16 protein-coding genes and 1 tRNA gene are annotated in these 17,569 nt (G+C 62.7%); 9 read left to right on the forward strand and 8 right to left on the reverse strand.

The window, feature by feature from the left end:
• Nucleotides 1–35: 35 nt before the first annotated feature.
• Together P9250_RS22450 and P9250_RS22455 are read right to left on the reverse strand one after the other, a co-directional pair.
• On the reverse strand, nucleotides 36–416 hold the full coding sequence (locus tag P9250_RS22450) for an NUDIX hydrolase (protein ID WP_250463896.1): 381 nt from the start codon (nucleotides 414–416) through the stop codon (nucleotides 36–38).
• Between the two features lie 328 nt (nucleotides 417–744).
• Nucleotides 745–951, reverse strand: a complete 207-nt coding sequence (locus tag P9250_RS22455; RefSeq protein ID WP_310395266.1) for a hypothetical protein — start codon at nucleotides 949–951, stop codon at nucleotides 745–747.
• Between P9250_RS22455 and P9250_RS22460 the strand changes: the two genes are divergently transcribed.
• On the forward strand, nucleotides 932–1,408 hold the full coding sequence (locus P9250_RS22460) for a hypothetical protein (RefSeq protein WP_310395268.1): 477 nt from the start codon (nucleotides 932–934) through the stop codon (nucleotides 1,406–1,408). The two genes, P9250_RS22455 and P9250_RS22460, sit on opposite strands and share 20 nt — an antisense overlap.
• Nucleotides 1,409–1,772: 364 nt before the next feature.
• On the opposite strand, the gene P9250_RS22465 is transcribed toward P9250_RS22460, so the two are convergent.
• The 3 genes from P9250_RS22465 to pepN form a co-directional block, all read right to left on the reverse strand.
• A tRNA-Thr gene (locus P9250_RS22465) sits at nucleotides 1,773–1,848 on the reverse strand.
• Between the two features lie 53 nt (nucleotides 1,849–1,901).
• Entirely contained in the window at nucleotides 1,902–2,918 is a 1,017-nt protein-coding gene (locus P9250_RS22470; RefSeq protein ID WP_244827384.1) for a class 1 fructose-bisphosphatase, read from the reverse strand.
• A 162-nt stretch (nucleotides 2,919–3,080) separates the two neighbouring features.
• Complete coding sequence (gene pepN, locus P9250_RS22475) at nucleotides 3,081–5,804, reverse strand: aminopeptidase N (RefSeq protein WP_310395269.1); 2,724 nt, start codon at nucleotides 5,802–5,804, stop codon at nucleotides 3,081–3,083.
• Nucleotides 5,805–5,999: 195 nt separating this feature from the next.
• Between pepN and P9250_RS22480 the strand changes: the two genes are divergently transcribed.
• The 8 genes from P9250_RS22480 to P9250_RS22515 all read left to right on the forward strand — a co-directional run bounded on the left by P9250_RS22480 (nucleotide 6,000) and on the right by P9250_RS22515 (nucleotide 14,228).
• Nucleotides 6,000–6,791 carry a DUF4136 domain-containing protein gene (locus tag P9250_RS22480; protein WP_409014925.1) on the forward strand — a complete coding sequence of 264 codons (792 nt, stop codon included), beginning with the start codon at nucleotides 6,000–6,002 and terminating at the stop codon, nucleotides 6,789–6,791.
• A 204-nt stretch (nucleotides 6,792–6,995) separates the two neighbouring features.
• The gene (locus P9250_RS22485) at nucleotides 6,996–7,712 is read left to right on the forward strand and encodes a CDP-alcohol phosphatidyltransferase family protein (RefSeq protein ID WP_310396846.1); all 717 of its coding nucleotides are present in this window, start codon (nucleotides 6,996–6,998) and stop codon (nucleotides 7,710–7,712) included.
• Nucleotides 7,709–8,524 carry a 2OG-Fe(II) oxygenase gene (locus tag P9250_RS22490; protein WP_309961204.1) on the forward strand — a complete coding sequence of 272 codons (816 nt, stop codon included), beginning with the start codon at nucleotides 7,709–7,711 and terminating at the stop codon, nucleotides 8,522–8,524. Before P9250_RS22485 ends, P9250_RS22490 begins: the two co-directional genes overlap by 4 nt.
• Complete coding sequence (locus P9250_RS22495; protein ID WP_250492011.1) at nucleotides 8,521–9,537, forward strand: flippase-like domain-containing protein; 1,017 nt, start codon at nucleotides 8,521–8,523, stop codon at nucleotides 9,535–9,537. Before P9250_RS22490 ends, P9250_RS22495 begins: the two co-directional genes overlap by 4 nt.
• Nucleotides 9,538–9,561: 24 nt before the next feature.
• Nucleotides 9,562–10,335 carry a phosphocholine cytidylyltransferase family protein gene (locus tag P9250_RS22500; protein ID WP_310395272.1) on the forward strand — a complete coding sequence of 258 codons (774 nt, stop codon included), beginning with the start codon at nucleotides 9,562–9,564 and terminating at the stop codon, nucleotides 10,333–10,335.
• Nucleotides 10,332–12,020, forward strand: a complete 1,689-nt coding sequence (gene aepX / locus P9250_RS22505; protein WP_310395274.1) for a phosphoenolpyruvate mutase — start codon at nucleotides 10,332–10,334, stop codon at nucleotides 12,018–12,020. Before P9250_RS22500 ends, aepX begins: the two co-directional genes overlap by 4 nt.
• Nucleotides 12,013–13,170 carry a phosphonopyruvate decarboxylase gene (aepY, locus tag P9250_RS22510; RefSeq protein WP_310395276.1) on the forward strand — a complete coding sequence of 386 codons (1,158 nt, stop codon included), beginning with the start codon at nucleotides 12,013–12,015 and terminating at the stop codon, nucleotides 13,168–13,170. Before aepX ends, aepY begins: the two co-directional genes overlap by 8 nt.
• Entirely contained in the window at nucleotides 13,170–14,228 is a 1,059-nt protein-coding gene (locus P9250_RS22515) for a 2-aminoethylphosphonate aminotransferase (protein WP_244827391.1), read from the forward strand. The genes aepY and P9250_RS22515 overlap by 1 nt, the downstream gene beginning before the upstream one ends.
• Here the strand turns inward: P9250_RS22515 and P9250_RS22520 are convergent.
• From P9250_RS22520 to P9250_RS22530, 3 genes are all read right to left on the reverse strand, one after another.
• Nucleotides 14,225–14,674 carry a hypothetical protein gene (locus tag P9250_RS22520; protein WP_310395279.1) on the reverse strand — a complete coding sequence of 150 codons (450 nt, stop codon included), beginning with the start codon at nucleotides 14,672–14,674 and terminating at the stop codon, nucleotides 14,225–14,227. The genes P9250_RS22515 and P9250_RS22520 overlap by 4 nt on opposite strands.
• Nucleotides 14,675–14,838: 164 nt before the next feature.
• Nucleotides 14,839–16,167 (reverse strand): guanine deaminase, encoded by a 1,329-nt coding sequence (guaD, locus tag P9250_RS22525; RefSeq protein WP_244827393.1) that lies wholly within the window; start codon nucleotides 16,165–16,167, stop codon nucleotides 14,839–14,841.
• Between the two features lie 28 nt (nucleotides 16,168–16,195).
• Nucleotides 16,196–17,566 (reverse strand): NCS2 family permease, encoded by a 1,371-nt coding sequence (locus tag P9250_RS22530; protein WP_244827394.1) that lies wholly within the window; start codon nucleotides 17,564–17,566, stop codon nucleotides 16,196–16,198.
• Nucleotides 17,567–17,569 lie beyond the last annotated feature (3 nt).

Below are 17,569 nucleotides of genomic sequence, written 5' to 3' on the forward strand. Positions count from 1 at the left end.
GGGATTGACGAGCTCGTCCGTGTCGCGGTTCGGCTTTATTTTCCGCGGCCGTTCTTACGCTTATGACTGACGAGCTTCACGATATCGTTCGTTGGCGTGCTCGTCATGAGCCGTGGAATGTCTTCGAGATTCACCCAGCGGCATCGCGAGATTTCATTGCTCGGACGCGGCTTGGCGCGAGCGGAGATATCGCAATAGAAGACGTGATGATGCTTTTGCTTGCCTCTGAAGTCGAAGAGATACTTGGCCGACTTGCCGGAGAGTTGTGTTTCCTCCTTGAGTTCTCGAAGCGCGGCGTCAGGGAGATGCTCCCCGCGCTTGAGGATTCCGCCTGGCAGGGCCCATTTCGATTGGCGACGTGCCACTAGAAGAATGCGTTTTCCCTTTCGACAGATAACAGTGGCGCGCTTCTTCAATTGAACTCCACTTTGTTCTTTTGGATGTGATGGCTCATATCTCATCCACCTTTGTCGTCGAATGGCTTCAGCTCATGGCGTCAGCTGTGAAGAGCCGCTGACGGGGCAGAAACGTGCGCTAATGCTATTACAAGAAAGCGGCCTTTTGTGATCGATTTCATAAAAACACACGAATGAGAAAATCGGCGGCTTGACACAAAAGTTTCATTGAGCAGATGCGCGTCGTAGGTGCCTTGCGCGTCTTCAATGTCGATGACGCTGCCAGCGGCGATTGCACTGGCAGCGGAGCGTTCCTCGACGTGTTGCGAGGTTCGCGATCGAGCGGCGGTCAGGCGTTTGCAGGACGGCCGGTCTTGACGGTTTCGAGCGCCTTGATCGCGGCGACGATGCGCTTTTCCGGCGCGGCGTCGAGCACAGCGAGTGCGGCGCGCAGCAGTTCGCTCTTCTTTACGCGGATGCCGTTGTTGAGACACTTCTGCTTGAGCGATGCAATCTTCGCGTAGTCCGCTTCTGGCATGGTGAAGCTGTCGCGCACGACTTTTTCCTTCTTCGCTCGCTTGGCTTTCGCCGCGGGTTTGGTCGTCGCGGCGGGTTTGGCTGTATCGGCAGGGGCGCGCGCGGTCGGTTTCTTTTCCCTGGCTTCGGTTGCCTTCGTCTTCGGCTTCGTTTTCGACTTCGTCGCGGGAGCCGAGGATGCGCCGGCTATGGGCTTGGCAACTGCTTTCTTCGCGGGCTTTTTCACTCCACCCGATGCGGGCGCCGCAGCCTTCGACCGGGTTTTCGTTGCGGTCTTCGTGGCCGGCTTCTCGTCTTTTGCGACGGCGTTCTTGGGAGCATCGACAGCCTTGGTGGCGGGGGCATCGATTTTGGGTGTGCTCATTTTTTCTCCTCTTGATGTGGAGAAAACAGTATATACGGTTTTATCTCGTGACGAATGTTGCCGTGGGTCGAGGACATGGGCGGATGTCTACCAAGGTAGTTCATGTCGATGAGCGGATGAGTCCGCGCGGCATTCGACCCATGTTCTGCGACGAGCGCGGAGGAGGGAGGCTGAACTTGCTTCGCGGCGCGTTCAGCAGTTCGCCATTCTCAGCGGTGCTTCGGAAAACTTAGACGCACTGAGTTTTGTGATTGCTTGATTGCCGCGCTTCGAGACTCGCGACCGGCGTTTGCATGAAGCGCGTTTCGAGGACCGTGGCGGAGGCAACGTATGGCTTGTTTTCATGGCGTTACGTGTGCGCGGTGTTTCGGTGCCATCTGATCGCTGATATGGACTCGGTTGGCCTGCGTTTATTGGGAAGACCCCACAACGCAAAAAGCCCAGTCAACCTGACTGGGCTTTTTGCTTGATACGTTTGGTGCCGGAAAGAGGAATCGAACCCCCGACCTTCGCATTACGAATGCGCTGCTCTACCGTCTGAGCTATTCCGGCATCAGAGAAACGAGATTATAGAGACTCCTTTCCCAATTTGGCAAGACCCTGAATCAAACTTTCTTTTCCGAGTGATAACGCGTCACGCGATCGACCTCGCTCTTCGAGCCGAGAAACACCGGCACGCGCTGGTGCAGGCTCGTTGGAACGATATCCAGAATGCGTTGCTCGCCATCCGTCGCGGCGCCGCCAGCCTGCTCGACGATCAGCGCCATCGGGTTCGCTTCGTACATCAGACGCAGCTTGCCCGGGCGGTCCGGCGTGCGCTTGTCGGCGGGATACATGAAGATGCCGCCGCGATTCAAGATGCGATGCACATCCGCCACCATCGACGCGATCCAGCGCATGTTGAAGTCGTCCTTGCGCGGGCCGTCCTTGCCGTCGTTCAACTCGCCGATATACCGCTGCACCGGCTCATACCAGTGACGGCTGTTGGACGCGTTGATCGCGTACTCGCGCGTTTCGGTCGGAATGCGCATGTCGCTCTGCGTCAGCACCCACGAGCCCAGCTCGCGGTCCAGCGTGAAGCAGTTCACGCCGTTGCCGGTCGTGAGCACGAGCACGGTTTGCGGGCCGTACACCGCATAGCCCGCGGCGACCTGCGCCGAACCCGGCTGCATGAACGCTTCCTCGCTTGGCTCCGCGCCGTCCGGACAGCGCAGCACCGAAAAAATGGTGCCGATCGACACGTTCACGTCGATGTTCGACGATCCATCGAGCGGATCGAAGGTCAGCAGATAGTTGCCTTTCGGATAACGATTCGGGATCGGGAAGATCTTTTCCATCTCTTCCGATGCCATCGCGGCCAGGTTGCCGCCCCATTCGTTGGCTTCGAGCAGAATTTCGTTGGACAGCACGTCGAGCTTCTTCTGCACTTCGCCCTGCACATTTTCGCTGCCGGCCGTACCGAGCGCGTCGCCGAGTGCGCCCTTGCTCACCTGGTAACCGATTTGCTTGCATGCACGCGCGACGACTTCGATCAGAAGACGCAAGTCGGCCGGCAGATTCTGGTGTTCGCGCTGCTGCTCGATCAGATATTTCGTGAGCGTAGTGCGGCTGGAGATGGACATGCTGGGCTCCGTGAGCGTTTGACGAATCTCATGATTCTAACCGCTTGCCCCATGCGCTCCGTATGACAGAGGCCGCTGATGCCCGACATAAGCAAGAACGGCCACCGCGCTAAACAACACGGGGTGGCCGCTAAACAGTAAAAAAGTGTGATGAATCAGTGATTAAGCGGCGAGCGCCTTTTCGACGACTTCGCGCACATCGCGCGATTTCGCTTTCGACGCCACTTCGGTCAACGCCGCATGCATCTTCTCGCGCAACTGTGGCGTGAAGCGGCGCCACAATTCGAGGCCGCGCGCGAGGCGGGCGGCAACTTGCGGATTGAGCGCATCGAGCGCGATGACCTGTTCGGCCCAGAACGCGTAGCCGGAACCGTCGGGCGCGTGGAATTGCGCCGGGTTGCCGCTGCAGAAACTGAAAATCAGCGAGCGCGCGCGATTCGGGTTCTTCAGCGTGAACGCCTGATGCTGCATCAACTGGCGCACGATCTCGATGATCTTGCGGTCCGGCCCGCCACGCTGCGTCGCCTGCAGCGCGAACCACTTGTCGATGACGAGCGCCTCGTGCTCGAAGCGGCGATAAAAGTCGTCGAGCGCGGTGTCGGCGACGGTGGGATCGGCGCCCGCTGTCGCGCTTGCCAGGAGCAGCGCGGAAAGCGCCGCCGAACGATCCGTCATGTTGTCGGCCGAATCGTACTGAGCCTCGGCAAGCCTGATTGCTTCGCTCGGGTCGTCGAGCTGGCTCAGGTAGGCAAGGGCGAGGTTCTTCAGGCCGCGCTTGCCCGCATCTTCCGGTGTCGGACGATATTCGCCCGGCGTGCGGTTCGCCTCGTAAGCGGCGAGCCACTTGTCGCGCAGTCCTGTCGCGAGCTGGCGGCTCATGAACACGCGCGCCGCGTGCACGGCGGCGGGGTCGGAGACGGACATTTGCTCGGCGAGATAGCTTTCCGATGGCAGCATCATCGCGAGTTCGCGGAAAGCGGGCGTGAGCGTGGTGTCGTCGAGTACGCGGGAAAATGCCGCGATGATGTCGCTATCGAGCGTGAGCGTTTCGCCCTTGGCCGCGCGCGCGGCGAGCGCCAGCAGTTCCCGCGTGGCGAGCCGCTGACCGGCTTCCCAGCGATTGAAGGGATCGCTGTCGTGGGCCAGCAGAAACGCCAGTTGTTCGTTCGTGTAGTCGAATTCGACGATCACCGGTGCCGAGAAATTGCGCAGCAGCGAGGGTAGCGGCGCTTCGCTCACATCGACGAAAGTGAACGACTGTTCGCGCTCCGCGAATTCGAGCACGCGCGTCGTGCCGTTCGGCTCTTTTTCGCCTTCGAGACGAAGCGGCAAATCCGCGCCATTCGCGCCGATCAGACCGACCGCGAACGGAATCAGGAGCGGACCTTGTTGCGTGGCGCGCGCGGCTTCGTTGCCCTCGGCGTAGCCTTGCGCGAGCGTCAGCGTGTAGCGCTTGGCGGCGGCGTCGTAGGAAGCGCGCACCGACACACGCGGCGTGCCCGCCTGGCTGTACCAGCGCTCGTATTGCGCGAGGTCGCGGTTATTAGCGTCGGCCATGGCGTGACGGAAGTCGTCGCAAGTCACGGCCTGACCGTCGTGGCGCTGGAAGTACAGGTCCATGCCTTTGCGAAAACCCTCGCGGCCAAAGAGTGTCTGATACATCCGCACGACTTCCGAGCCTTTCTCGTAGACGGTCATCGTGTAGAAGTTATTGATCTCGACGTAGCTTTCCGGGCGCACCGGATGCGCCATCGGGCCGGCGTCCTCGGCGAACTGCATCTGACGCAAGACGCGCACGTCCTCGATCCGCTTGGTCGCGCGCGCGGCCGCGCTCGCCGCGCCGTCCACGTCGCCCGCGGCCATATCGGCGGAAAATTCCTGGTCGCGGAAGACAGTGAGGCCTTCTTTCAGGCTCAACTGGAACCAGTCGCGGCAAGTCACGCGGTTGCCGGTCCAGTTATGGAAGTACTCGTGTCCGACGACCGCTTCGATGTTGGAGAAGTCGATATCGGTCGCGGTTTCCGGATTGGCCAGCACGTACTTCGTGTTGAAGATATTGAGGCCCTTGTTCTCCATTGCGCCCATGTTGAAGTCGCTGACCGCGACGATCATGAAGCGGTCCAGATCCAGTTCCAGCCCGAAGCGCTTCTCGTCCCAGCGAATGGAGTGGATGAGCGAATCCATGGCGTGGCGCGTTTTGTCGAGATCGTGCGGCTCGACCCAGACCTGCAGCAGCTTCTCTCGCGAACCGGACTGAATGCGCTCTTCTATCCTCACCAGCTTGCCGGCGACCAGCGCGAAGAGATAACTCGGCTTCTTGAACGGGTCTTCCCAGACGGCGAAGTGGCGGCCGTCGGGCAGATCGCCTTCATCGATCAGATTGCCGTTCGAGAGCAGCACCGGATACGCGGTCTTGTCGGCGCGCAGGGTCACGGTGTAGGTTGCCATCACGTCCGGACGGTCGAGGAAATAGGTGATGCGCCGGAAACCTTCCGCCTCGCACTGCGTGAAGAAGTTGCCGCTCGACACATAAAGCCCGGACAGCGTGGTGTTCGCGGCAGGATTGCAGACGCTTTCAATGACGAGTTCGAACGCGTCGCCCGGAATATTGCCGATGGACAGACCGTTATCGCTTACACGGACGTCCGTATGCGGCTTGCCGTCGATGGTCGCGCTAACGAATTCGAGTTGCTCGCCGATCAGTTCGAGCCGCGCGGTGTTGTCCGCCGCGTTGGGGTTGCGATGCAGACGCATGCTGTTTCTGACAACGGTCCGCGAGGGCACGAGGTCGAACTCGAGCGCGACGGAATCGATCAGGAACGCGGGTGGCGTGTAGTCCTGGCGGCGGATCACGGTGGATGCGGTCGTTTCGGTCGTGGTGGACATGGCAAGATCTTGAGTGAGTTGAGCGGCGCGGTCGCGCTCGTGAGCCGGGTGGTTTCGGGCACAAAAGCGGGCGCGGCATGTCGAACCATTGTACTGAACGCCCGCCGATCGTGAAGCCGGACGGTCAGCGAGGCGTCCGCGGCCACAGCAAGAGCGGCTCAAACCGGAACGACATTGAACGAAGCGAGGAAGACCATGATTTCCCGGATCGAAGGCAGCGGCCCGTGGCGCATGCTGGCCCGCGCGGCGCTCGCGCTTGGCGTGCTCTGGCTTGCCGGCTGCACGACCTACGTGCAGACGCAAGTCACCGCGTTCTCGGATTGGAGCGGCGGCCGCGACGCCACCCGTACCTACGCCTTCGCGCGCAACAACGATCAGCAGAACAGCATCGAGCAGACGACTTACGAGACGCTCGTCGCCACCGAGCTTTCGAAGTATTCGTTCCGTCAGGCGCCGGAAGCGAGCGCGAACTACAAGGTGGCGCTCAATTATTCGGTACGCGGCGATTTGATGACGGTGCGCCAGCCCGTCTATTACGATCCCTGGCCGATGTACGGTCCGTGGGGCCGCCCGGGCTTCGGACCATGGGGCGGCGGCTGGGGCGGCTATGGCTACGGCTACGGCGGTGGCCCGTGGGGCCCGACGGGTTACGTCGATCAAAGCTTCCCGGTTTATATCCACGCGCTGCAGATTCGCATGAACGAGCGTGCTTCCGGGCGTGAAGTCTATAAGGTGACGGCGGTCAATTCCACGGAAGATCCGTCGCTCTATCACGCCATGCCGTATCTCACGCGCAGCGCGCTGGCCGACTTCCCGCTCGGCAACGGCACGGTTCGCACGGTCACCATTCCTGTCGACAAGAACGGCGGCATGTCGAGCGAAACCACGGCATCCATCGGCAACGAGCGCAGCGTACCCATCCCACCGCCCAATGCGCCACCGCCTCCGCCGCCGCGCGACGCGCCGCCGCCCGCGACCATTCAGTGATCCGCAAGCGCCCCGAATCGAAACGGGGCGCCTGTTCCGCCAAAACGAATCGGAAATATTTTCTTCGGGGCGAATCGCGACAATCGTTTGCGGCGAGCGGGCATGGATCAAAACACGCGTCCGGCCCCGCTAAACAAGGTTCCGACGCCGTCGGAATGAGTCGCAATATATGCAGCTTGCGCGAAATAGCGATATATTCGCGTGATGACAAAATCGTGTCCGCCCAGCCCGAAAGCCGTTCCCGAACCATCGACATGGGACGCGCGCATTGCCCGCCGTCTCGTCACGCCACTCGTCGGAACGCCGGTAACGCCCAATCACCTTACGACACTACGGCTCGCCATCGGTCTTGGCGGCGCGTACTATTTGTCGCTCGGTTCGTTCTGGCTTTGCACGCTCGGCGCGTTGCTGATCGCACTATCGAATCTCGTCGATCACACCGACGGCGAGCTCGCGCGTATCAGCGGTCAGTCGAGCAGGATCGGCCACCTGTACGACCTCGCGTGCGATGCGCTCGTCACCGTGCTGCTGTTCGCGGGCATCGGCTTTTACGTGAGCGTGCATCATCCGGCGTGGCCCGTTTCGGCGCAGTGGCTCGGCGGCATCGCGGGCATTGCCGTTGCGTTGATCTTTTTCCTGCGCATGCGGATCGAGTCGACGGTCGGCAAGGCCGCCACGAAGCAGGCGTCGATGGCGGGCTTCGAAACCGAGGACGTGCTTTACCTGCTGCCGGTGATTACCATCCTGAACGGCACGACGCCGTTTCTGATCACCGCGGCCATCGGCGCGCCGCTTTTCGCGATCTACGTGGCGGTGGATTATCAACGCGTGATGCGTCGCGAGCGTCGCGCGAAGAGCTCGAGCGCGAGCCAGGCGCAAACGCGTAGCGAGAACGGCAAGGACTTCCAGGCGGTGAGATGAGCGATACGGCAACCCCACTTCACGACAAGCTCAACGAAACGAGCAACGGGACCAGCAAAGCCACGCCGAGCGCGCGCGACATCGACACGACGTTGTCCGCGCGCATCTCGGCGCTGCCGACGCCGCAATTGCGCCAGGACTACGACAAGCAGGGCGCGTTTCTCTACCTCGAAGACTTTCTGCCGCGCGATTACACCGAACGCCTGATCGCCGCCGTGCACGATGTCATGCCCGCCGTAAATCGCAATTACTTGCCGGGGCACAAGGCGGGCGGCAGCGTGAGCCGTCATACGCTCGACAAGCTTGCGCCGTTCATCGCGGACCTGTACCGCTCGGAAGCCCTCATCGAGTGGCTCGAAACGCTGACGGGCGACAAACTGCAACTCTCGCCCGAAGACGACGCGCACGCCTACGCGCTGTATTTCTATACGCGGCCAGGCGATCACATCGGCTGGCACTACGACACTTCGTATTACAACGGCCGCCGTTACACGCTGTTGCTCGGTGTCATCGACGACTCCTCCTGCCGTCTCGACTACGAACTGCACACGCGCACGCCCGAGATTCCCGATCAGCCGGGCTCGGTGCAGTATCCGCCGGGCGCGCTCGTCTTCTTCGACGGCGACAAGCTGCGTCATCGCATCACGCCGCTCGGCGAAAATGAAATGCGCGTCTCGCTTACGTTCGAATACGTGACGGACCCGAACATGAAGCCGTTTCAGCGCTTCATCTCGAACATGAAAGATTCGATCGCGTACTTCGGTTTCAAGCAGGTCTTTCGCCGCAAGGGCGGCAAGAACGGCGCCGCATGAGTCGCGCTGGCACTTTCCTGCTGTCGGCCGGCGTGGTTCTGTTCGTCGCGCTGCTCGGCTGGCAAGGCTTCGGCTCCGTGGCCTCGACGCTCGCCGCGGCGGGCTGGGGACTCGTCGCCGTCGCGGCGTTCCATTTCGTGCCGCTTTTCATCGATGCAATCGCTATCAGCAGTCTCTTCTCGAACAAAGAACGCGACGTCTCCTTGCGCGATGCCTTGCTTGCGCGCTGGACGGGTGAATCGGTCAATAGCCTGATGCCCGCCGGGCAGATCGGCGGACCGATGCTCATGGTCCGCTATCTCACGCAGCGCGGCATGCGCGCCCGCGACGCCGCCGCGGTCATTACCGTCAGCACGACCATGCAGACGGTCGCGCAATTGCTTTTCGCGCTGGTCGGCGTCGTGCTCCTCACCGGTTACGCGACGGGCGGCTCCGCTTCCACCGTACGGATCGCGGTGCTCGCGGTCATCGGCGTGATCGGCGCGATGATTCTCGGCTTCTATCTGGCGCAGCGGCGCGGTCTTTTCGGTCGCGCCATGCGCTTCGCCTCCGGCATCGCGGCGCGCTTCTCGAAGAAGCACGACTGGTCCTCGCTCGTCACACGCGCCGAAGCGGTCGATACCGCCGTCCACGAGATGTATCGCGAACGCGGCAAGGTCGCGGCGAGCTTCGGCCTGAGCCTGGTCGGCTGGGTGGTTGGCACGGGCGAAGTGTGGCTCGCGCTGAGTCTGCTCGGCCACCCGGTCGGCTGGACCGAAGCGCTGCTGCTCGAAAGTCTCGGCCAGGCCATTCGCGGCGCGGCGTTCGCCATTCCCGGTTCGCTCGGCGTGCAGGAAGGCGGCTATCTGCTGCTCGCACGTCTCGTCGGCCTGCCGCCCGAAGCGGCGCTCGCGCTGTCGCTTGTGAAACGTGCGCGCGAGTTGCTGCTTGGCGTGCCGGGCATCGTCTATCTGCATTTCGTTGAAAAAGGCTGGCAGCGCCGCCGTCTCGCGCGTGTGCCGGAAATCGACTGAACCACCCTCGAAGGGAATCACACCATGCGCGCAATTATCCTTGCGGCCGGGATGGGCTTGCGCCTCGTGCAGCCCGAAGGCCAGCAAAAGCCGAAGTGTCTCTTGCGTTTCGGCGACGCGTCGCTCCTTGAGCGCCATCTGCACTTGCTGAAGGCAGCCGGTGTCGATGAAGTCGTCTTCGTGACGGGCTTCAAACACGAACAGATCGAAGCGGAACTGGCGGGCATCGACTGGAAGCCCAAGACGGAAACGGTGATCAACGCCGACTTCTCGCTTGGCAGCGTGCTCTCCGTGCATACCGCGCGCGACGCCATGACACGCGGCGGCGATGTCCTCCTGATGGACGCCGACGTGCTCTACGACGAACGCATTCTCGCACCGCTGGTGGCGGGCGACTCGGCGAACCGTCTTTTGATCGACCGCGACTTCGAAGCCGGCGACGAGCCGGTGAAGCTGTGCGTGGCGCACGGCGTGCCGGTCGAACTGCGCAAGCAAGTGGCGGCGGGCTTGGATTACGACACGATCGGCGAATCGGTGGGATTCTTTCGCTTCGATCAGAAGACGGCGCAGCGCCTGGCCGAAATCGTCGCGGATTATGTGGGAACCGGGCGTGCGAACTTGCCGCATGAAGAAGCGGTGCGCGACCTGTTGCTGGAAAAGCGCCACGCGTTCGATATCGCCGATGTCACCGGCGCACCGTGGATCGAAATCGACTTTCAAAACGACGTGACGCGCGCGGCTCTCGACGTGCTGCCGCAATTGAACGCCCTCAGTCAGTTTGCCGGAGCCCTGAAATGAACGCACCCTCGCAACTTCCCGTCGGTTTTTCGCGCACGCTGCGCCTGCGCGAGATGCTGCAAAGCAGTCGCCTCGAATTCCTGATGGAGGCGCACAACGGCATTTCCGCGCGCATCGCCAAGGAAGCGGGCTTCAAGGCGATCTGGGGCTCAGGCCTGTCGATCTCCGCGCAGTTCGGCGTGCGCGACAACAACGAAGCAAGCTGGACGCAGGTCGTCGACAACCTCGAATTCATGGCGGACGCCAGCGACTTGCCCATTCTCCTCGACGGCGACACCGGCTACGGCAACTTCAACAACGTGCGCCGGCTCGTCAAGAAGCTGGAGCAGCGTGGCATCGCGGGCGTGTGTATCGAAGACAAGCAGTTTCCGAAGACCAACAGCTTCATCAACGGCGAAGCGCAGCCGCTCGCCGATATCGACGAATTCTGCGGCAAGATCAAAGCCGGCAAGGACTCGCAGAGCGACCCGAACTTCTCCATCGTCGCGCGCGTGGAAGCGCTGATCGCGGGCTGGGGCATGGAAGAAGCGTTGAAGCGCGCCGAGGCGTATCGCCAGGCGGGCGCGGACGCCATCCTGATTCACAGCAAGCTCTCGAAGCCCGACGAAATCCTGACCTTCGCGCGCGAATGGGCCGGGCGCGGGCCGCTCGTCATCGTGCCGACGAAGTACTACAGCACGCCGACCGATGTGTTCCGTCAGGCGGGCATCAGCACGGTGATCTGGGCGAACCATCTGATTCGCGGCGCGGTCTCGGCCATGCAGGCCATCGCGAAGGAAATCCACGATAGCGAGACGCTTATCAACGTGGAAGACCGCATTGCGTCGGTCAACGAAATTTTCCGTCTGCAGGATGCCGACGAATACTCGGCCGCCGAGAACATCTATCTGAGTTCGGCCAACGCGCAACGCAGCGCCGTGGTGCTGGCGGCAAGCCGTGGCGCGGGCCTCGAAGCGCTGACCGCCGAGCGTCCGAAAGTCATGCTGCCGGTCGCGGGCAAGCCGCTCTTGCGCCATCTGGCCGAAGCGTTCAAAAAGGAAGGCATCAACGACATCACGGTGGTCGGCGGTTATCGCGCCGATGCGATCGATGCGTCCGGTATCCGTCTCGTCGTCAACGCGGAGCACGAGACGACGGGCGAGTTGGCATCGCTCGCGTGTGCCGTGAAGCATATGAGCGGCGACACCGTGCTTTCGTATGGCGATCTTTTGTTCCGCAGCTATATCCTGCGCGATCTGGTGGAATCGGATAGCGACTTCTGCGTGGTGGTGGATTCGTCGCAGGCGCCGCAAGCGGGCGCGAGCGGCACCGACTTCGCGTATTGCTCGCACGCCGACGACCGTTCGCTCTTCGGCCAGAAAGTCTGGCTGCAAAGCGTGGTCGGCGCGGGCCAGAATCTGACCGATGGCCGCGCACCGCAAGGCCGCTGGATCGGCCTCATCAACGTGCGCGCCAACGCGCGAGAAGCGTTGCAAACCACGCTCAAGCAATTGCAGCAACGCGCCGACTTCGACAAGCTCGACATGGCCGCGCTGCTCAATGCACTGGTCGCGGCGGGCAAGAAGGTCGAAGTGCAATACGTGCACGGCCACTGGCGCGGCGTGAACGACCTCGACGACTTCCGTCGCGCCGGCGATTTCGCGCACGGTCAAATGCCGGTCGGCACGGAGAACGAGCGTGATTGAAGCTGCCGGGTTCGTCGAAGCGGCGCGCGCGCGTGCCTTCGACTGGTACGCGGGCGTGCCTTGCTCGTATCTCACGCCGTTCATCAACTACGTGCTGCAGGACGACTCGCTGCATTACGTCTCGGCGGCGAATGAAGGCGACGCCGTCGCGCTGATCGCGGGCGTCGCGCTCGGCGGCGTGGGCAAACGTCGCGGCATCGCCATGATGCAGAACTCCGGCTTGGGCAATGCGGTGAGTCCCCTGACGTCGCTCACGTGGACGTTTCGCCTGCCGCAGTTGCTGATCGTGACGTGGCGCGGCCAGCCAGGCGTCGCCGATGAGCCGCAACACGCGCTCATGGGTCCCGTGACGCCGCAGATGCTCGAAACGATGGAGATTCCGTGGGAACTGTTTCCGACGGAAAGCGAAGCCATCGGTCCGGCGCTCGACCGCGCGACGGCGTATATGGACAAGACGGGCCGCCCGTATGCGCTCGTCATGCAAAAGGGCAGCGTTGCGCCTTTCGAGCTCAAGAAGACCGGCTTGTCGGGCGTCAAGTCGAACGCCACGCCTGCCGCCGTGCAGCGCTTCGAAGGCGAGCGCGTGACGCGTCATGCGGCGCTCGAACGCGTGATCGCGAACACGCCTGCCGGCGAAACGGTCGTGCTGGCATCGACGGGATTTTGCGGCCGCGAACTCTACGCAATCGATGACCGCGCGAACCAGCTCTATCTCGTCGGCTCGATGGGCTGCGTCACGCCGATGGCGCTCGGCCTCGCGCTGTCGCGCCCGGACCTGACCGTGGTCGCGCTCGACGGCGACGGCGCCGCGCTCATGCGCATGGGCGTGTTCGCCACGCTCGGCGCTTACGGGCCGCCGAACCTCGTGCACTTGCTGCTCGACAATGGCGCACACGAATCCACCGGCGGTCAGGCGACGGTTTCGCGCGGTGTCGATTTCGCGTCGATCGCTTCCGCCTGCGGCTACGCGCTCGCGCTCGATGGCGACGACATCGGCGTGATCGACCGCCTGCTGCAAGCGCGCGACGTGAATGGCGCGCGCTTTGCCCGGCTGTCGATTCGCGCCGGCACGCCGGGCGACTTGCCGCGTCCGAAGATCACGCCCGAAGACGTGCGCGCGCGTTTGCAACGACACATTGGAGACCGCTGATGCTGCTGCTCAATCCTGGTCCCGTCACGCTGTCCGAACGCGTGCGCAAGAGCCTTTTACAGACCGACTTGTGCCATCGCGAGCCGGAGTTCTTCGACCTTCAGGACGAAGCGCGCAAGCGTCTCGTCGCCGCTTACGAACTCGATCCCGCGAAGTGGAGCGCCGTGTTGATGACCGGTTCGGGCACGGCCGCCGTCGAGAGCATGATTGCGGGCATCGTGCCGGAAGGCGGGCGGCTTCTGATCGTCGAGAACGGCGTGTATGGCGAGCGCATCGCGCAGATCGCGAAGCAGTACCGCATCGACCATGAAGTCGTGAAATACGAGTGGATGCAGGCGCCGGATACCGATGCGATCATCGCGCGTCTCGATGGCTTCTCGCATGTCGCGATTATCCATCACGAGACCACGACGGGGCGCCTGAACCCGCTCGACACGCTGTCACGCGCGTGCGCCGAACGCGGCATCGGGCTGCTCGTCGATGCCGTCAGCAGCTTCGGCGCCGAGGCGATCGACTTCGACGGCGGCGGCATCGTCGCGGTGGCGGCGACAGCCAACAAATGCCTGCACGGCGTGCCGGGCGCGGCGTTCGTCATCGCGCGGCGCGATGCCTTGCAGAACGCCGCGAGCCGCACGTACTACCTTGGCATCGCGCGTCTGGCCAAACTGCAGGACGAGCGCAATACGCCGTTCACGCCATCGGTGCATGCGTATTACGCCCTCGTCGAAGCACTGCGCGAGTTCGAGGAAGAAGGCGGCTGGCGCGCGCGGCATCGGCGTTACGCGACGCTCGCCGAGCAGGTGCGCGCGGGTCTGGCTGCGCTCGGCATCGAGAGCGCGTTGCCGGCGCAGGAGTCTTCGGTGGTATTGCGGGCGTATCGCCTGCCTGCTGGCGTGAATTACGAGAAGCTGCACGACGCGTTGAAGGCGAAAGGTTTCGTCATCTACGCAGGGCAGGGCGGCTTGTCGAAGGAACTGTTCCGTATCTCGACGATGGGCGCGCTGGATTCCAACGACATGCAGCGCCTGCTTTCGTCGGTTGCGGAATTGCTGCGCTAGGAACGCTTGCAAAAAATCGCCGTGATGAAGGGCGCGACGTGGTGCACGACCGCGTCGCTGCCCGCATCGCGCACCTTCTTCAGCACTTCGTCGTCGCCGCCCCAAACGACGGCGCCGTAGGATGAATCGCCGATCGGGTCGCCCTTGCCTTCCTTGAAGATCGGATCGTTCTTCTGATATCCCACCACCGCGTAAATCTTGAATCCGTAAGCCGTGAGATTCACGCCCTTGACCGGCCGGAACGCGTTGATCGAATTCGGCTCGACGCGCATGGGCTTGGTTTCGATGAGATTGGTTTCGAGGAGCGGCGCGATGAAATCATGCGCGTTGGAATGGCAGTCGAGCGGGCCTTCGATTCCAAAAGCCTGACAGAGCGCAGGCAGCGCGAGCAATGAAACGAGAGCGGTCTTGACGGCGATGGGGGAAGTGCGCGCGGTGTGCTTCATGGAGGCCATTGCGAACGAATGGTTGAACGCGGAGGCTCCACTTTATCCGCTATGCACACGCCATGCTCGAATGGCGTCTATCGTTCTAAAAAGAAACGGGCTACTGGCTGCCGGTTGGCAATCAGTAACCCGAACTTCGCGGAACTCCGCAGCGTAATGCTCGACTACGCCGCCAGTTCCAGCGCCGCCGTCTGCCGACGCTCGCGCGAATGCACGCGCTTGCCGGCCGCATACGTCTCGTACACCGCGCGATCGTCGCCGAGAAGCGCGAACGCGAACAGCAGTTCCTCAAGCGTATTCACGCGCTGCGTGCGGCGTGCGAGCAGCGGCGTCGCAGCCGGGTCGAGTACGACGAAATCCGCTTCGCTGCCGGGCGCGAGCGTGCCGATCTTGTCGTCGAGTTCGAGCACTTGCGCCGCGCCCGTCGTCGCGAGCCAGAACATGCGCGTCGCCGTCAGATGATGCCCCGTCAGACGCGCGACCTTGTGCGCTTCGTTCATGGTCTGCAGCATGGAGAACGAGGTGCCGCCGCCGACGTCCGTTGCGAGCGCAACCGGCATGTTCGAGGCGCCGGCCTTGTCGAAGTCGAAGAGGCCGCTGCCGAGAAACAGGTTCGACGTGGGACAGTGTGACGCCACCGCGCCCGTTTCGGCCATGCGCTGACGGTCGGCATCGTCGAGATAGATGCAGTGGCCGTACACCGCGCGGCGTCGCAACAGACCGTAGTGATCGTAGATGTCGAGATAGCTGCGGTGTCCCGGAAACAGGCTCTCGACCCACTTGATCTCGTCGGTGTTCTCCGCCACGTGACTCTGGATGAACACGTCCCGATGCTTCTGCGCGAGCACGCCGCAGGCTTCGAGCTGCGCTTCCGTCGAGGTCGGCGCGAAGCGCGGCGTGAGCGCATATTGCTGACGCCCGCGGCCATGCCAGCGCCCGATCAGTTCGTCGCTGTCGTCGTAGCCCGACTGCGCGGTGTCGCGCAGGAACTCGGGACAATTGCGGTCCATCAGCACCTTGCCCGCGACCATGCGCAGGTTGCGCGCTTCGCTTTCGGTGAAGAAGGCATCGGCGGATTGCTTGTGGACCGTGCAATAGACGAGCGCGGTGGTCGTGCCGCTGGCCAGCAGTTCGTCGATGAAGAAGCTCGCCGTTTCGCGCGCGACCGCCGGATTCTCGAAGCCGCGTTCCGTCGGAAACGTGTACGTGTTGAGCCACGGCAAGAGGCCCGGCGCGGGCGACGCGATCATGTCCGTCTGCGGATAGTGGATGTGCGAGTCGATGAATCCCGGCACGATCAGCTTGTCGCGCAGCGTATGCACGGTGGCGTCCGCAGCGAGCTTGTCGCGCACCGACGCATACGAACCCGCCGCGACCACCTTGCCATCTTCGACGATCAAGAGGCCATCGGCCTCATGGACCGCGCCGTCGGCGGCATGCGCGGGATCTTCCCGGAAGGTGAGCAGCTGGGCGCGGTAGGCGGTTTGAGTCATGATGCAACGTCTCCAATCTTCGTGGTTTTCAAAGCTGTGAAAGCAGCACTAACGAAAAGCCCGCGATGATCCACATCGCCGGCTTGATTTCCTTCGCGCGTCCTGTCGCCGACTTGAGCACGACGAACGCGAGAAAGCCATACGCGACACCGTCCGTGATCGAATACGTGAGCGGGATGAGGATCATCGCGAGGAACGCGGGGATGGCTTCGTCGAAGCGCTGCCATTCGATCTTGGTGATGGCTTCCATCATGAACACGCCGACGAGCACCAGCGCGGGCGCGGTGGCGATGGCGGGCACGAGCGACAGAAGCGGCGAGAGAAACAGGAACGGCAGGAAGCACAGGCCCGCGACGACGGCGACGAGTCCCGTGCGCCCGCCCGCCGAAATGCCCGCCGCCGACTCGATATACGCGTTCGCCGGACTCGTGCCGAGCGGCGCGGAAACAAGCGCGGAGAAGGCGTCGACCATCATCGACTGGCGGATGTTGCGCGGGTTGCCGTCCTTATCGTAGAGCTTGCCGGCTTCGGAGATCGCCATGAAAGTGGAGAGCGCGTCGAAGAAGGAGGTGAACAGCATCACGAAGATGAATGGCCAGTAGGCCACCTTCAGCGCGCCGATCAAATCGAGCTGGCCGAGCGCGGAAAAGTCCGGCGCGGACACGAACCCGTTCCAGTTGACGAGCGTTTTCGTGGCGATGGCGGCGGGCCAGTAAGCGGTGCCGTCGCCCCAATAGCGGCCGATGGGAATCGCGATGATCGTCGTGAATACGATGCCGAGCATGAGCGCGCCGGTGGTCTTGCGCGCCACCAATATGGTCGTCACGGCAAGCCCGATCAGGAACGTGATGACCACCGGATTGAGCGATGCCGAATGCACGATGGTCACCGGATCGCCCACGACGAACTTCGCGTTCACGAGCCCGATGAGGCTGATGAACAAGCCGATGCCGCACGAAACCGCGTGCCGCAGATTGTCGGGAATGGCGTCGACCACGAGCTTGCGCGCGTTGAAGATCGCGAGCACCGCGAAGATCACGCCGGCCCAGAACACGCAGCCGAGCGCGGTCTGCCACGGCATCTTGCCGCCGTGAACCATGACGAACGCAAAGAGCGCGTTCATGCCCATGCCCGGCGCGACGAGCACCGGATTGCGCGCGTAAAGGCCCATCGCGCAACTGCCGAGAAAACTGACGATGACGGTGGCCGTGAGCGCCGCCGGAAACGGCACGCCCGCCTGCGAAAGAATGCCCGGATTGACGACGATGATGTACATCGCCGTGAGAAACGTCGTGATGCCCGCGACGACTTCGGTCTTGACGAGCGAGCCCGCCGCGCGCACGCCGAAGAAGCGTTCGAGCGCGGTGGCGTCGCGTTGAGTTGTTGCCGTGCTTTCCATTTC

Source organism: Caballeronia sp. LP006 (genome assembly GCF_031450995.1).
Classification (GTDB): Bacteria; Pseudomonadota; Gammaproteobacteria; order Burkholderiales; family Burkholderiaceae; genus Caballeronia.

What these genes read in the sequence shown, in the direction of transcription:
- P9250_RS22460 (WP_310395268.1), top strand. Translation starts at nt 932, where the DNA reads ATGGTGAAGCTGTCGCGCACGACTTTTTCCTTCTTCGCTCGCTTGGCT.
- P9250_RS22470 (WP_244827384.1), bottom strand. Translation starts at nt 2,918, where the DNA reads ATGTCCATCTCCAGCCGCACTACGCTCACGAAATATCTGATCGAGCAG.
- pepN (WP_310395269.1), bottom strand. Translation starts at nt 5,804, where the DNA reads ATGTCCACCACGACCGAAACGACCGCATCCACCGTGATCCGCCGCCAG.
- P9250_RS22480 (WP_409014925.1), top strand. Translation starts at nt 6,000, where the DNA reads ATGATTTCCCGGATCGAAGGCAGCGGCCCGTGGCGCATGCTGGCCCGC.
- P9250_RS22485 (WP_310396846.1), top strand. Translation starts at nt 6,996, where the DNA reads ATGACAAAATCGTGTCCGCCCAGCCCGAAAGCCGTTCCCGAACCATCG.
- P9250_RS22490 (WP_309961204.1), top strand. Translation starts at nt 7,709, where the DNA reads ATGAGCGATACGGCAACCCCACTTCACGACAAGCTCAACGAAACGAGC.
- P9250_RS22495 (WP_250492011.1), top strand. Translation starts at nt 8,521, where the DNA reads ATGAGTCGCGCTGGCACTTTCCTGCTGTCGGCCGGCGTGGTTCTGTTC.
- P9250_RS22500 (WP_310395272.1), top strand. Translation starts at nt 9,562, where the DNA reads ATGCGCGCAATTATCCTTGCGGCCGGGATGGGCTTGCGCCTCGTGCAG.
- aepX (WP_310395274.1), top strand. Translation starts at nt 10,332, where the DNA reads ATGAACGCACCCTCGCAACTTCCCGTCGGTTTTTCGCGCACGCTGCGC.
- P9250_RS22515 (WP_244827391.1), top strand. Translation starts at nt 13,170, where the DNA reads ATGCTGCTGCTCAATCCTGGTCCCGTCACGCTGTCCGAACGCGTGCGC.
- P9250_RS22520 (WP_310395279.1), bottom strand. Translation starts at nt 14,674, where the DNA reads ATGAAGCACACCGCGCGCACTTCCCCCATCGCCGTCAAGACCGCTCTC.
- guaD (WP_244827393.1), bottom strand. Translation starts at nt 16,167, where the DNA reads ATGACTCAAACCGCCTACCGCGCCCAGCTGCTCACCTTCCGGGAAGAT.
- P9250_RS22530 (WP_244827394.1), bottom strand. Translation starts at nt 17,566, where the DNA reads ATGGAAAGCACGGCAACAACTCAACGCGACGCCACCGCGCTCGAACGC.